This window comes from Saccharopolyspora terrae, from assembly GCF_004348435.1.
Lineage (GTDB): Bacteria > Actinomycetota > Actinomycetes > Mycobacteriales > Pseudonocardiaceae > Saccharopolyspora > Saccharopolyspora endophytica.
The window spans coordinates 18,136-33,401 of record NZ_SMKS01000063.1 but is presented as its reverse complement, the minus strand read 5'-3'; the positions used below and the strand labels follow the sequence as shown (position 1 = coordinate 33,401).

At 68.5% G+C, this 15,266-nt stretch carries 9 protein-coding genes and 1 pseudogene; 6 read left to right on the top strand and 4 right to left on the bottom strand.

Annotated features, from left to right (window positions below):
• Nucleotides 1-479 precede the first annotated feature (479 nt).
• On the bottom strand, nt 480-1,010 hold the full coding sequence (locus tag E1181_RS25550; RefSeq protein WP_235877038.1) for a tyrosine-type recombinase/integrase: 531 nt from the start codon (nt 1,008-1,010) through the stop codon (nt 480-482).
• A gap of 585 nt (nt 1,011-1,595) precedes the next feature.
• Between E1181_RS25550 and lanL the strand changes: the two genes are divergently transcribed.
• From lanL to E1181_RS32315, 5 genes are all read left to right on the top strand, one after another.
• On the top strand, nt 1,596-4,436 hold the full coding sequence (gene lanL / locus E1181_RS25545; RefSeq protein ID WP_132678553.1) for a class IV lanthionine synthetase LanL: 2,841 nt from the start codon (nt 1,596-1,598) through the stop codon (nt 4,434-4,436).
• The gene (locus tag E1181_RS25540) at nt 4,433-6,292 is read left to right on the top strand and encodes an alpha/beta hydrolase family protein (RefSeq protein WP_132678551.1); all 1,860 of its coding nucleotides are present in this window, start codon (nt 4,433-4,435) and stop codon (nt 6,290-6,292) included. Before lanL ends, E1181_RS25540 begins: the two co-directional genes overlap by 4 nt.
• A gap of 5 nt (nt 6,293-6,297) precedes the next feature.
• Nucleotides 6,298-6,459, top strand: coding sequence for a VenA family class IV lanthipeptide (locus E1181_RS31575; protein ID WP_165944749.1), 162 nt, complete (start codon nt 6,298-6,300; stop codon nt 6,457-6,459).
• A gap of 133 nt (nt 6,460-6,592) precedes the next feature.
• Entirely contained in the window at nt 6,593-8,407 is a 1,815-nt protein-coding gene (locus tag E1181_RS25535) for an ABC transporter ATP-binding protein (protein ID WP_132678549.1), read from the top strand.
• Between the two features lie 14 nt (nt 8,408-8,421).
• On the top strand, nt 8,422-10,176 hold the full coding sequence (locus E1181_RS32315; RefSeq protein WP_235877037.1) for an ABC transporter ATP-binding protein: 1,755 nt from the start codon (nt 8,422-8,424) through the stop codon (nt 10,174-10,176).
• A 105-nt stretch (nt 10,177-10,281) separates the two neighbouring features.
• On the opposite strand, the pseudogene E1181_RS32980 reads toward E1181_RS32315, so the two are convergent.
• From E1181_RS32980 to E1181_RS25515, 3 genes and pseudogenes are all read right to left on the bottom strand, one after another.
• Nucleotides 10,282-10,392 (bottom strand): annotated as a pseudogene (locus tag E1181_RS32980) (hypothetical protein); the annotation flags it as partial.
• A 390-nt stretch (nt 10,393-10,782) separates the two neighbouring features.
• Nucleotides 10,783-12,174, bottom strand: a complete 1,392-nt coding sequence (locus E1181_RS25520; protein ID WP_132678545.1) for an aspartate aminotransferase family protein — start codon at nt 12,172-12,174, stop codon at nt 10,783-10,785.
• A 94-nt stretch (nt 12,175-12,268) separates the two neighbouring features.
• Entirely contained in the window at nt 12,269-13,645 is a 1,377-nt protein-coding gene (locus tag E1181_RS25515) for an APC family permease (RefSeq protein ID WP_132678543.1), read from the bottom strand.
• Nucleotides 13,646-13,861: 216 nt separating this feature from the next.
• Here E1181_RS25515 and E1181_RS25510 point away from each other — a divergent pair, with 216 nt between their 5' ends.
• Entirely contained in the window at nt 13,862-15,265 is a 1,404-nt protein-coding gene (locus E1181_RS25510) for a gamma-aminobutyraldehyde dehydrogenase (RefSeq protein ID WP_408010639.1), read from the top strand.
• Nucleotide 15,266: the final 1 nt, after the last annotated feature.

Here is a 15,266-nt window from a genome sequence, read left to right as displayed (position 1 = left end):
AACACCACCGTGCCGTGGCCTGCCGGTACGACAAACTCGCCCTCCGCTACGAAGCCACCGTGCACGTCGCCACCATCGACATCTGGCTCCGCAGCCTCACCAAGATCGGTTCCTAAACAGCTCCTAGACGCCCATGTTCCTGTGGATTTCCCGCTGTCGTGCATCGAGGGGGAGTGCCGGGAGGTGTCCGCGGTGCCGGAGCTCTTCAGGGCCGTGGTAAGGGGCGCTCGCCGAACAGGCGCGCGAATCCCTCCGGGACGCCGACATTGACGATCTCGGTCTCGAGACAGTGGTCTTTCACGGCAAGCGCCCCAATGACCGCCGGGTGCGCATCGGTGCCCGTGCGGCTCGCGTGTTGAGCCGCCATGTGCGGGCCCGGTTCAAGCGCAGCGGTGCGCACCTGCCCGATCTGTGCTGGACGGGCGCGCCGGCGTTTGTTCGGGTGTGAGTTCTGCGCGCTCAGGCATCGTCACCGATCCTCATCCTCTGATTCCGGCACGTTCCCCCAGGCGACGCAGGCGCAACTTGATACCGCTGGCCTTCAGCGGGACTCCACCGCGCGCAGCGAGCCAGAGCTCAGGACGTTCTGAACCGCAGTGCCGCGAAGGTGCCCGCAGGTATCGACTCAACGCACGTGCAGTCTTGGGACCCATGCGGACACGGCGTTCTTTACCGCCCTTGCCTTGGTAAACCAGTGAATCCGTGTTCCAGTCGATGTCGTCCACGTGCAGATTGGCCACTTCGGACAGTCGTGCCCTGGTGTTGCAGTACAAGCGAATCATCGCCTGGTCACGAAGATTCATGAACCCAGATCCATTGCACGATTCCAGCAACCGCGTTGTGTCATCGGTACTGGTGACGGGGGCCAGCTTCGTCGGCTGCTGCGGCGGACGAACCCCATCCGCAGGAGATCGCTCCACAGCCCGCTCATCCTCGGCCAACCACTGAAAGAACTGCTGCAGGCGCTTGTGCTTGTTGAGAGCGGTTGCAGTCGAACGAGTCTCGATCACCCACGCCTGGAAGGAAGGACTCCACATCCGCACGCGACGTATTCGCCGTGCCCTCGGCAGCATCGTCGTCGCCGTTGGCTGCGACGTATCTTCCGAGCTGGACCACCGCGAGCAGGTAGTTGTACCGGGTCGTTTCGGGACGCTCAGTGGCGCGCAAACACCGGTTCCAGTCCCGAACCAGGCAATGCACGACTCCGACGAGCCAGCCGACAAGCGCTCAACTGGTGCTCCAGCGTCACTTCGTGATCTCTGCTGGCGCTGCGCAGGACCGTCACGTCGTGGCTTGGCAGAGGGATGTGACAGATCCACGTTGCGGTAGGGCGTGATCTGCCGGGCTTTCGCCGGAAATCCAAGCTGGCTCGCCACGACGAGAACGGGGTTCGGACACCCGAACGAGTGAACGTTTGAGCGGCCATTTTCCCTCCTCGCTTGCCCACGCAGTCCGGAGAGCTGCGCGTTTCGTCCCTCTCGACGGCACTTGCCTGATCGGTGGTGAAGGCGGTCCACAAAGCCTTGCGGAGTTTCCTTTCCTAGCCTGTTGGCGAGGTTCTCGAACGCGTACGACCGAGCAACGCTGGAGACCGCATGGCTGGGGTGTCACCTGACTGTTCCGATGACGACACCGCGCGTGCGTCCGGTCGTGACGCGCGCGCGGCGGACAGCCCGCGGCTGGCGGAGTTCAACTTCAGCCTGTTCGGGCCGAGGTCCCTGGGTGCGGTCGACGACTCCACGCTCACCGATGTGCTCGACACAGGGCTGCGCACGTCGTCGGAGCCAGCTCGGTGGACCGTGAGCAAGGGCGGCACCTGGTGCACGGTGGCACCAGGCAGCGCGGTCCAGCGCTCCCAAGGCTGGAAGCTGCACATCTCGGCAACCCTTGCCTCGGCACAGGATGTCCTGACCCGTTCCCTGCCAGTGCTGCTGGAATCCGAGTCGGCCTTCAAATTTGCTCGCACGCTGGACCATGTGGCGTTGCTCAACGACCGCCACACCTCACGTGGCCACTCCGGGAAGTTCCTGACGATCTACCCGGCCAGCGACGATGAGGCAGTCCGGCTGGCGGCGGAACTTCACGAAGCGACGGACGGACTGGCGGGTCCGCGTGTGCTGTCGGACCGGCCGTACTCGCCGGGAAGTCTGGTGCACTACCGGTACGGCGCCTTCATCGAACAGAGGCGTTTCTCCAACGACGGCTTCTACGCGTGGGTGATCGAGGACCCGGACGGCAATCCGGTGGAGGACCGCCGGGCCGGGAAGTACTCCCCGCCGCCGTGGGTTTCGTGCCCGTTCCCCAACGCCCCGGATCCGGCACTGCGCCAGGCGGACAGCGACAAGCACGCTGCGCAAGGCGGCGTGCTGATCGGCAAACGATTTCTCGCTCGCGAGGCGATCCGGCACACCAATCGCGGTGGCGTCTATCGGACGACCGACACCCACACCGGCAACGCCGTGATCGTCAAGGAGGCACGGCCGCACGTCGGGGCGGACCGCACCGGACGCGACGAACGAGACCGGCTGCGGGCCGAGGCCCACGCGCTCGAGCTGGTCGCGCCACTGGGTTTGGCTCCCCAGGTGCTCGCGCTCTTCGAGCAGAGCCAGCACTTGTTCCTAGCCGAGGAGCTGGTACCGGGCGTGTCCCTTCGCGAGTGGATCCCCGGGCAGATCCGCGCGGGCGGCTGGCGGCGTGATATCCCGCAAGCTCTCACGATGACCGGACGGGTCGCGGCTCTGCTGGAATCCGCCCACGACGCTGGTCTGATACTGCGGGACTTCAACCCCAGCAACATCATGGTGCTGCCCGACGGACAGCTCAAGCTGATCGACCTGGAGCTCGCCGTGCCCACCGGCGAGAAGGATGACGCACCGCTGAAGGTGGGCACCCCCGGCTTCAGCGCCCCGGAGCAGTTCCACGGTGAGTCCCCGAACGAACGGGCCGACTACTTCAGTCTCGGCGCAACGCTCTGCTTTCTCGCCTTCGGCAACGTACCCGGCATGATCGAAGGCGATACCGGGGAGCCGTACCCGCAGCACGGCTTGGCCGAGTGGCTGGACGTCCGGTGGGAACCCTCCGGCCTGCCCGACGACCTGCGGAGGCTGATCCTCGAACTGATGCATCCCGACCCGCGCAGGCGCCCGGAACCCGCGCGGGTCGACCAGGTGCTCGCCACTGCGAACGGGGCCGCGCCGCGGAATGCCCGGCAGGCACGGGCTGGCGCCTCCGAACCGAGGCTCGACGACCAGTGCTGGCAGCACGCCGTCGACGGCGTTGTCGGTCACCTGCTGAGCTCGATGACACCCGATGCGCAGACGCTGTGGCCGGTGTCGTGCGCCCACGGCGCGCCCGACCCGTGCAGCGTGCAGCACGGCGCCGCAGGTGTTCTCGGCGTGCTCACCCGTTGCCTGCAGTTCGGTGCTTCTGACGACCCGAGGCTGGGGCCTGCGGTGACCGCCGCAGGCGACTGGATCGCACAGCGGTTGCCGGCCGATGATCAACGGCCGCCCGGCTTGTACTTCGGTGAGGCGGGCATCGCGTGGTCACTGTTCGAGGCAGGAGAACAGCTCGGCGCGGACCGGCTGCGGACTGAGGCGCTCAAACTCGCCATCGATCTTCCCGTGTCCGTGACGAACCCGGACATCACTCATGGAACCGCGGGAATCGGGCTGACGCTGCTGCACCTGTGGTCGCTCACCGGCGACGACGAACTGCTCCGGAAAGCGAACCGGTCGGCCGACGAACTCGTGCTCAGCGCGTCCGAGGAGGCTGACGGTGTCAGCTGGGGAACACCGGCCGAGCACCACTCACATCTGGCGGGCCGCCGGTACTACGGCTTTGCCCACGGCACGGCGGGCGTGGGTTACTTCCTGCTGGCCGCCGCACTCGCGACCGGCCGCGAAGACCTGATGGCACTGGCGGTACGCACCGGCGACACGTTGATCGGCCACGCGATCGTCGACCGGGACGTGGCCCAGTGGGGTGCGGGATCGGATGATGCCGCGACCGCCCCGCACTGGTGTCACGGCGCGTCCGGCATCGGGACCTTCCTGGCACGGCTGTTCCGCGTCACGGGCCACGAGCGCTTCGGCAGCTACGCGAGCATGGCCGCCCGCGCCGTCATGGAGCACTCGGCACGCGCCGGGCTCGCGCAGTGCCACGGGCTCGCGGGCAACGGGGACTTCCTCCTCGACATGCGGGAAGCGACCGGCGCTGGCATCTACGACGGCATGGCGCACCAGGTGGCGCGGCTCGTCCACAGCTGCCGAACACACCACAACAGCCGCGTGGTGTTCCCCGACGAACGAGGTGGTCTCACCAGCAGCTGGGGCGATGGCATGACAGGTGTGCTCGCCTTCCTGCTGCGCCTGCGATACCGCACGCCACGCATGTGGATGGCTGACGAGCTCCTGCAACCCAGTAGGCCGACGTGAGCACGAACGGACCGGCAGGGACCGAGATCTCCGCGCGCATGGGGTTCGCCTTCTCCCCGCGCGGGCTCCGCGCCGCGTCCGTGGCCGTGGCGGGAGACACCGCCCTGTTGGAGAGCTGGCAGCTCGGCGCCGGGGAGGTCGTCCAGAGGCAGATCGCTGGTTTGGCTCTCGATCGGGCCACCAGGCTGCTCCCGCTCGACGACGGCTCACTGGTGCTGTGGCAGCAGTGCGGGTCACAACGCCACGAGATCACGATGTACCCCGCCACCGCTGAGGGGATACCCGGAACGGATGGGCACAGGCTTGGCTCCCTGACCGCGCTCGGCGGTTATCTGCTGCCGGGCCCCGCTGGGTGGTCCGCGCCCGGGCTCGCCGTCACCGTGGACGATGCGGATCGATCGACGATCTGGCGGCTCGGCGCTGCGCCACCGGGCATCGAGCGGATCGTCCGGCTCCCCGGCCGGCTCTCCGGGGGTGCGTGGATCGATGAGGCCGGCCGGGCGCTGGCTATCAACCAGACTCCGCGCGGCGGCCGGCAGCACGGGATCGTCGTCGATCTCAGCGACGGCAGCTGGCGGCGCACTTGGTTCATGTCGGAGGCGAGCACGGACCAAATCCTGCTCTGCTCCCCCGCAACACGACTGCTGGTCGTGAGCAGCAACGCGTCGGGCGAGCCCCGGCTCGGCTGGGGCGTCCTCGGTCAGCGGACGGTGCACTTCCCCGAGGCCCTGCACCGCCGGGGCTATCCGAGACATCCGCTGGCCGTTGACGATCGAGGTGAGCGGGTGCTCGTGCACGAGCGGGCGGGGGCTGTCTCACGGCTGTTCGTCTACACACCAGCCAACGACAGCCTGACTCCGCTGGACAGTCCACGCGGGATAGTCAGCTCCCCGGCTTGCTGGGCCGGAGACGTCGTTCGTGTCCCGTTCTCACAGCCCGCGCATCCCCGCACCCTCGCCACCCTGCGGTTCGATGACCGGAGCGCCGCGAAGCCTGCCTGGTCGCTGCACCAGGCGACGACGAGCAGCTGCGCGAGCGCCGACGCCGAACTCGTCGAGCTGGACGGCGCAGCCGGACCGATCGAAGCGATCGTCCACGGCGGAACGGGCTGGCGGTACCGCGAACGGCTCGTCGTCGCCCTGCACGGCGGACCGCTGTCCGCGTGGGGTTTCGAGTTCGATCCGCTGTTTCACTCCCTCGCCTCCGCAGGCATGACCGTGCTCGCACCCAACTGCCGGGGCAGCACCGGCTACGGCGAGGAGCACCTGCGCTCCGCACTGGGCAAGTGGGGAGGCCCCGATCTCGACGACGTCCGGCACCTGTGCGCCCGCCTGGAACGGGATCGCCGACGCAGCGGGCTGCCGGCTCCGATCGTGCTGGGCGTCAGTTACGGCGCCTATCTCGCGCTGCTGGCAGCATGCGCCGATCCGGACAGCTGGTCCGGTTGCGTCGCGCTGGCACCGTTGTTGTCCCCGGCCGCACTGCACGTCGACGCCGCCGATGCCGTTCGCGACCGCATCGGAGAGCTCGGCGGGCTGAACGAGAACCAGCAGCAGGGCGACGTGCTGAGCCTCTGCGCGTCGCTTCGAGCTCCGCTGCTGCTCGTCCACGGCCGCAGGGACGAACACATTCCGGTCCGTCAGTCGCGGATGCTGCACCGCCGCCTGCTGGAGCTGGGGCGGCACGCGGGCACGGACCTCGACTACGTCGAACTCGACACCAATCACGCCGGCGTGGTGGCCGACTGGCCCTCGGAGCTGCTGCGCAGGATAAAACGCTTCTGCCTCACCCACACCGCAACGACGGGTGGGATGCGGCAGGAGGCTCCAGTAGCAACTCACGTGGGAAGGGGGTGAACACGATGGAGCTCGAGGACTTCGACATGGTCGCCTCGCTGCAGGAGCTGCCTGAGACGGACCCGATCGAGATCGACGGGATTCAGCTGGGCGGCGGAGGGACCTGCGCGTGTATCGGCCTGCTGACGGCGCTGAACACCATCTGTGTCGGCGTTTCGTGTAGCTGACCGGCGGGGGGCCCGGTGTTCCCGCCCGCTGGTACCGGGCGGGAACACCGGTTCCTGAGCGCGGTGGAGGCATCGCCTCTCCGCGCCCCGTCGGCGTGCTTCGCCACGGTAGCGGAAACAGGGGATCTCACGAATGGAGCTTCGTGGACTCGCCCGGATGCTTCGGCACCAGGGCAACACCGACGCGCTGCGCGCCAGCGGCGGTCGGCTCCTGCGATCCACGGCTGGTCAGTCCCGCTGGATGCTGGCCACGGTGGCTCTGACCACCGTTGTCCAGGTCGTCACGGCGGTGCTCACTCCGGCCGTTATCGGCTCCGCGATCGACGCGGCCATACGCGGCGGTGATCTCGGCGCAGCGCTCGGGCGCCTGGTGCTGGTGGTGGGCGTCACCACGGTGGCCATGGCGGTGGACGACCTCGTCAGCTCCTATTTCGGCAGCGCAGTGACTGCGGGACTCCGGCATCGGCTGATCGGCCACGTGCTGTTGCTGGGCGTCGGCGGTCCACGCCGGTTCCCGGCTGGCGAGGTGTTGTCCCGGCTCACCGAGAACGCCGCCAGCCCAGCCAGCTTCTTCCCCTCCCTGATATCGGTGCTCGCCACGCTGATGACCACCGTCGGCGCGGTCGCCGGGCTGGTGCTGATCGACCTGCGCCTGGCGATCACCTTTCTGGTCGGCGTCCCTTTCGCCGCGCTGCTGCTCCGCCGGTTCGTGGCCAGGGCCGGTGACTCGCTGCAGCGGTACCAGCATCTCCAGGCGACGATCGCGACCCGGCTCCTCGACGCGCATCAAGGTGCACGCACCATCCGCGCTAGTGGGACCGTCGAGCGCGACATCGACCGCGTGGTGCAACCGCTGGAGGAGTTGCACGAGAGCGGCCGGCGCGTCTGGGAGGCCCAGCGCGGCATGAGCTGGCAGTTGACCTTGCTGGTTCCGTTGCTGCAGGTCGCCGTGCTCGCCGTCGGCGGGTCGGCGCTGAGCGCGGGGGACATCACCCCGGGCGAGCTGGTTGCCGCATCCTCCTACGTCGCGCTGGCCGCTGGTGTGGTCGGAGTGCTCGACGCCGCGGTCGCGATGGTGACCTGTCAGATCGGGGCCGGACGGGTGGCTGAGGTTCTGGACACGACACCGACCATCACCACGCCCGACCGCTCTGCCCCGCTCCCGCCTGGTCGAGGCCACCTGGAGCTGCGAGGCGTCTGCGTCCGGGAGGACACGCGGCTGGTCCTCGACCACGTCGACCTGACGATCCCGGCCGGCACGAGCGTGGCCATCGTAGGCCGGTCCGGTACGGGCAAAACCGCGCTGACGTCGCTGGTGGGGCGGTTGCGGGATCCGGACGAAGGCGTGGTGCTGCTCGACGGCACCGATGTGTCCGATGTCGAACTCCCGGTACTGCGGCGTGCCGTCACCTACGCGTTCGAACGGCCCGCCGTGCTCGGCGACACCATCGCGGACATGATCAGCTACGGGCAGGAACAGGTGTCCCTGGCCGCTGTGGAACGGGCGGCGGCGTTGGCCCAAGCCGCCCAGTTCATCAGCCTGCTGCCCGACGGCTATGACACCCCGCTGGCCCGCGCTCCGATGTCGGGCGGCGAACTGCAGCGCCTCAGCTTGGCGCGTGCGGTCCTCCGGGACGCACGGCTGGTGGTGCTCGACGACGCGACCAGCAGCCTGGACACGGCCACCGAGGTCAAGGTCGCAGAGGGACTGCGGCGGGCATGGACCGAGCGGACCTCGCTGGTGATCGCGCACCGAACCGCCACCGCCAGTCGTGCTGACCTGGTGGCATGGCTCGAGAACGGCCGCATCCGGGCCCTGGCGCCGCACCACGTGCTCTGGTCCGAGCCCGGCTACCGCGCGGTGTTCGCCGCTGCTGAGGACGACTCCGGCACGCGCGCTCCGGAGCCCGTCGCGATCGCCGAGATCGACACGGCGGTGCAGCAGTGATGCTCGTAAGCGGAATGCGTTTGCTGCACCAGCACATCCGGCCGCACCAGCGCGCGTTGCGGCGGGTGGTCGCGTGGTCGGCCCTGGAAGCTCTGCCCACCTTCGTCTCGGGTGTGCTGATCGCCAAGGCGATCGATGACGGCTTCCTCGCTGGCCGGCCGTTCGCGGGGTTCGCCTGGCTCGCCGCCATGGCGGGTCTGTGGATCGTCAGCGCCTTCGGAACTCGCCAGGTGTATCCGTGGCTGATCCTGAGCGTGGAACCGCTGCGCGACTCGATGGTCCGCGCTGTGATCACCGCATCGCTGCACCGGGCGATGCGCGGGGAGCGCGACGTGACAGGTTCCAGCGTTTCGCAGATCACCGAGCAGGTGGAAGCGGTCCGGGTGCTGCTGTCCACCATGCTGCGCAACATGCGGCAGGTGGTCGCCGCAGGAGTCGCCGCGCTCGCTGGCCTGGCGGTGCTCTCCACGACGTTGGCCGCGATCGTCAGCGGGTTCGTCGTGCTCGCGATGACTCTGTTCGTCGTCGTGCTCCGATCTCTGTTCCTGCGCTACCGCGTGGTGGTTCTGCGCAGCGAACAGGTCGGGAACGTGGCTGCTCCGATCGTGTCGGGCATCCGCGATGTCGCCACCCAGGCCGCCGAGCCACGCGCAGCCGCCGACGTCGCGGAAGCCATCGAGGAGCAAGCGGAAGCACTGCGCGGGTTCGCGCGGACCCGAGTCCTGCGACTGCTCGTTGTGACGCTCGGCGTGCATCTGCCGCTGATCTCACTGCTGGCGCTCGCCCCGTGGTTGCTCTCGTCGCAGATGCTGACCACCGGTGCACTGGCCGGGGGAGTCATCTACATCGCGGGCGGCCTCCAGTCCGCGGTGATGTTCCTGGTCAATGCGGGCAGCACGTTGCTCGTCAGCCTCGGGGTCGTGCTGGATCGCCTCGCTGAGGTGTGCGCCGACGAGCCGTCAACGACACCTGCCCGCTCGTCGACGTCCCCGCTGGACGGCTACGACATGCGCTTGCAGCGGGTCACGTTCGGCTACTCGCAGCACGCCCGCCCCGTGGTCCACAACCTCAGCATCGACGTTCCGGAGGGCACCCACCTCGCCGTCGTCGGGCCCAGCGGGGCGGGCAAGTCCACGCTGGCGAACCTGCTCGCCGGCCTCACCGAACCGCAGCACGGACAGATTCTGCTCGACGGTGGCGAACTCGGATGCATCGACGAACAGCAGCTGCGGCGGGAGATCGCACTCATCCCGCAGGATGCCTATGTTTTCGCCGGCACGGTGCGGGAAAACCTCACCTACCTGCGACCTGACGCCACCACGGAAGCCCTCGACGACGCGGTTGCCGCAGTGGGTGCTGGGGAAACGCTGGCCCGGCTCGGCGGTTACGAGGCGACGATTCCGGCCGGCGGGGAAGGGCTGTCCCCCGCCGAACGACAACTGATCGCCCTGGCCCGCGTCTACCTCTGTCCCGCCCGGGTCGTCATCCTCGACGAGGCAACGTGCCACCTCGACCCTGCGGCCGAGGCGCTGGCCGAGCACGGCTTCGCCCGGCGCCCTGGCACGCTGATCGTCATCGCGCACCGGATCAGCTCAGCCGAACGGGCCGACCGCATTCTGCTCTTCTCTGGCACCACGCCAGAAGTCGGGACGCACGACGACCTTCTTGCACGCAGTGACCTCTACGCCGAACTCGTGGGCTACTGGCGTGACGAACACCGGGCCCGCCACACCGACGAGGCCGAGCCAGAAGCCTCCCCGCATCCCTGAACGTCCGCTGATCGGTGGATCCGGCTTGGCATGGGTTCGGTATTCCATGCCGTGCTGGGTGTAGACCTCCAACAGGCCCGCTCCGCGGAGCGCGCGGTTGATGTCGACGGGGTGTGCGGCGTGGGGGATGCCGTATTCGCTCACCACGACGACCGTTGCGCCCTGCTCCCGCGCGTCGTCGAGCAGCGGTGTCACGGCGCAGTCGACGTCGCCCACAGCCGCGAGCGCCTGGGGCTGTCGGGTCCGTGTCGCCGCATGGCTCGCGGCTGACACGGCAGAAAACCGCCCCTGCGCCCGTGTTCCGACCTCTGGAGAATCCGGGCGCGCTCATTTTTGTCCAGCGGTCTTGGGGAGTCGAGACCATATGTCAGCGCCGTTATCAGCGCGTGCTCCCGTACTGGGTGTTCGCACGGCGCAGGAACATGCACCGCGAGCCCTCGCCCCGCTGAGGCGGGGGCTCGCGGTGCCGGCACTCGCAGGTCTGCCACCTACGAGCCCGCGCGTCCGGCAAAGACCGAGCGATTCTTGGTGGATCTCGGTGTTTTCCGCTCTCTGCGCGGTCCCCGTGTCAACGGCAATTGATCAGCGGAGACCGGGTGCTGGTCGTCAGAGCTTGGTCCACGCGTCGGTGAGGACCGACCGCAGGATCTGCTCGACTTCGTCGAAGTGCTCCTGGGTGCAGATCAGCGGTGGCGACAGCTGGATGACCGGCTCCGCCCGGTCGTCGGCGCGGCAGTACAGCCCGGCCTCGAACAGGGCGGGGGAGACGTGGCCCCGCAGGACTCGTTCGGCGTCGTCGGCGGTGAAGGTCTCCTTGGTGGCCTTGTCCTTGACCAGCTCGATGCCGTAGAAGTACCCGGCGCCGCGGACGTCGCCGACGATCGGCAGGTCGAGCAGCTTCTCCAGGGTGGCTCGGAAGTTCGCCTCGTTGGCGCGGACCTGGCCGTAGAGATCCTCGGATTCGATCAGGTCCAGGTTGGCGAGCGCGACGGCGCAGGCCACCGGGTGCCCGCCGTAGGTCGAGCCGTGCGTGAAGCTGCTGCCGTCGACCAGGAACGGCTGCATCAGCCGCTCGTCGGCGATCATCGCGCCGAGTGGCGCGTAACCGGAGGTGAGCCCCTTGGCGACGTTGATGATGTCCGGCTGGTACCCGTACCGGTTGGCGCCGAAGTCATGGCCGAGCCGGCCGAAGGCGCAGATCACCTCGTCGGAGACCAGCAGCACGTCGTAGGCGGTGCAGATCTCCCGGACCCGCTGCCAGTAGCCGGGTGGCGGTGGGAAGCAGCCACCGGTGTTCTGCAGCGGCTCCAGGAAGACCGCGGCGACCGTGTCCGGGCCCTCCCGCTCGATCGCGCGGGCGATCTCGTCGGCGGCCCAGGCGCCGAACGCCTCGTGGTCGTCGGCGTGGACCGGGGCCCGGTAGAAGTTGGTGTTGGGCACCTTGATCGCGCTGGGCACCAGCGGCTCGAAGTCTTGCTTGGCGCCTGGGATCCCGGTGATGGACAGGGCGCCCTGGGAGGTGCCGTGGTAGGCGAGCGAGCGGCTGATCACCTTGTGCTTGTTGGGTTTTCCGGTCTTCTTGAAATACTGCTTGGCGAGCTTCCAGGCGCTTTCCACGGCTTCGCCGCCGCCGCCGGTGAAGAACACCCGGTTGAGGTCGCCGGGTGCCTGGGCGGCGACCCGCTCGGCGAGTTCCACGGCGCTGGGGTGCGCGTGCGACCACAGCGGGAAGTAGGCGAGCTGCTTCGTCTGCCGCGCCGCGGCCTCGGCGAGTTGGTCGCGGCCGTGCCCGACCTGGACGGCGAACAGCCCTGCCAGGCCGTCGAAGTAGCGCTTGCCGCGCTCGTCGTAGACGTAGGGGCCGTCGCCGCGCACGATGACCGGGATCTCGCTGTCGGCGTAGCCGCCGTGCTGGGCGAAGTGCAACCACAGGTGGTCGCGGGCCCGGTCGCCGAGGGTGCGGGTATCGGTTGCGGCGGGTTGTTCCGTCGCGCTCATGATCAACCTCACGTTAATCGTAGTGTGCGAAACCTATTGTATAGTAGACGTCCAACAACGGAAAGCGTTGCAGAAGACTGCCCGTACAACTGATCTAGTTGTCGATGATGACCCAGTGGGTGTCGGGGCGCTTCCGCAGGTGCGCCGTGTAGTACAGGGCGGCCAGAGCCATGAGGCCGCCGGTCAGCAGCAGGTCGGAGCCGCTCTGGTTCGCCAGTGCCAAGACGATGGCCGCGATGGTGATCACAGCGGGGGCCGGCCACAGGGGCATGCGCCAACCCTGGTGCCCGCGCATCGCGCGGGCGCGCAACGCTGCGACCGCGAGCAGCAGGTACAGACCCGCGACGACGACTCCGGTCAACCCGATCAATGCCTCGATGTCGACCAGCCCGGCCAGCGCGGCGCCGGGCACGCCGACGACCAGGGTTGCCACCCACGGCGACTTCCAGCGCGGGTGCAGCCGTGCCAGGGCCCGGTTGGCCGGTGCCGGCCAGGCCCGGTCCCGTGCCGACGCGTACAGCACGCGGGCGTTCTGCAGCACCATCACGATCACCGCGTTGAGGATCGCCGTCGCGACGCTCAGTGCGACGAAGGTCGCCAGCGCCGGGCCACCCCAGGATTCGACGATGGCCATGAAGTCCGCGGTGGCCAGGTCGGCGTCGGACGGCGCGCCGAGGACGATCGCTACGGTCGGCAGCCCGATGATCAGCATGGCTGCCAACAGCGACCAGATGACGGTGCGCGCGACGCTTCGCTCCGGCTGCTTCAGCTCCTCGGACAGGTAGACGGCGCTGCCGAAGCCCTGGAAGGTGAAGATCCCGACGGCCAGGCCGGTCAGCAGCACGCCCAGCGTGAACGGTGTGGAACCGCCTGCGGCGTCCGGGATGACCGGAGCCACGAGCGTGCTGAGTGGTCGGTGGGCGTGGGCGAAGCCGAACATCGCCACCAGAGCGGCTGCCAGCACTTCGACGCCCAGGAAGATCCCGGTGACCATCGCGTTCGATCGCACGTCCAGCAGTGCCGTCGCGGTCGCCAGCAACATCACCACCGCGCCGGTGGCGGCGGTGGGCAGTTCGAGCGCGGAACTCAGGTATTCGGCTGTGCCGAGCGCGATCACCGGCGGCACCACGACGATCATCGCCAGGCTCATGACGAAGGTGATCCAGCCGGCGCCGCGACCGAGCACCCGGGCGACGATCGAGTACTCGCCGCCGGCGACGGGGAAACGGGTGCCGAGCTCGCTGTAGCACAGCGCGACGCCGAGCGACACCAGCGCCGAGAGCGCCAGCGTCAGCACCACTCCCGTGCCTTGGGTTTGCACGAGCGGCGGTACGACGATGAACAGCGACGATGCGGGCGTGATGCAGGACAGGGTCAGCAGTACGCCGCCGAAGACGGTCAGCGCCCTCGGCAGGCGTTCGGGACTGGTTCTTTCCGCAGGAGGCGACGCGGCCTCGTTCAACCCAGACATGGCAAAACCTCGTTGAAGGAGGGGCAGGGGCGGGAGTCTGGCGTCCTATTGAAAGCAGCGGGTTGTGGCCCGTCAAGATCTCCGCAACGAAAAGAGCAACAAAATCTGAGCCTTGCTATCGAAAGCGCGGGGCGACAGCATGTTCACGACGGAATCGGTATCAGAGCCGACCAACGGAAGAGGTGCTGTGTGACCGGGCAAGTGTTCGACAACTTCATCGGCGGCCGCCGCGTGCCAGCCGTCGACGGGCGGACGCTGGGCGTCGTCGACCCGGCGACCGGCGAGGTCTACGCCGCTCAGGCGCTCTCCGGAGAGTCCGATGTGGACAACGCGACGGCCGCTGCCGCGACGGCCTTCCGGGATTGGCGGCGCACCACACCGGCGCAGCGGCAGGCCACGTTGCTGCGCATCGCCGACGCCATCGAGGCGCACGCGACCGAGGTCGTCCGCGTGGAATGCGAGAACACCGGCAAGCCGGTCGCGCTCACGCATGCCGAAGAGATGACGATGGTGCTGGACCACCTGCGGTTCTTCGCCGGTGCGGCCCGGGTGTTGGAAGGTCGCGCCGCGGCCGAGTACATGGCCGGGCACACCTCGATCATCCGCCGCGAACCGCTCGGCGTCTGCGCGCAGGTGACGCCGTGGAACTACCCGCTGCTGATGGCGATCTGGAAGATCGCGCCCGCGCTCGCGGCGGGTAACACGGTGGTGCTCAAGCCCTCCGAAACGACGCCCGCGAGCACGCTGTTGCTGGCCGAGATCGCCGCCGAGCACCTGCCCGCCGGGGTGTTCAACGTGATAACCGGGAATCGGGACACCGGTCGCAGTCTCGTCGAGCACCCGGTGCCGCAGATGGCGTCGATCACCGGGTCGGTGCGGGCCGGTGTCGAGGTCGCCGGGTCGGCGGCGCAGGACCTCAAGCGCGTGCACCTCGAGCTCGGGGGCAAGGCCCCGGCCGTGGTCTTCGCCGACGCCGATGTCGAGGCGGCGGCCGAAGGCATCGCCGCCGCGGGATTCTTCAACGCCGGGCAGGACTGCACGGCCGCCACCCGTGTGCTGGTGCAGGAGGGGCTGCACGACGAGTTCGTCGCGGCGCTGACCGAGCAGGCGCGCAACACCCGCACCGGTCCGCCCAGCGACACCGATGCCGCTTACGGGCCGCTCAACAGCGCCGCCCAGCTGGAGAAGGTGGCCGGTTTCATCGACCGGCTTCCCGCGCACGCGACCGTCCACTGTGGTGGATCGCGTGTTGGTGAGCGTGGCTACTTCTACGCCCCCACGGTGGTTTCCGGCTTGCGCCAGGACGACGAGATCGTGCAGGACGAGGTCTTCGGGCCGGTGATCACGGTGCAGAGCTTCACCGACGAGCGCGACGCCTATGCCAAGGCCAACGGCGTCCGATACGGCCTGGCGTCATCGGTGTGGACCGCAGACCACGTGCGGGCGATGGGGGCGAGCACGGAGCTGGACTTCGGGACGGTGTGGATCAACACGCACATCCCGCTTGTCGCCGAGATGCCGCACGGCGGGTTCAAGCACTCCGGCTACGGCAAGGACCTGTCCATGTACGGCTTGGAGGACTACACCCGGATCAAGCACGTCATGTCCAGCCTCGGCTGAG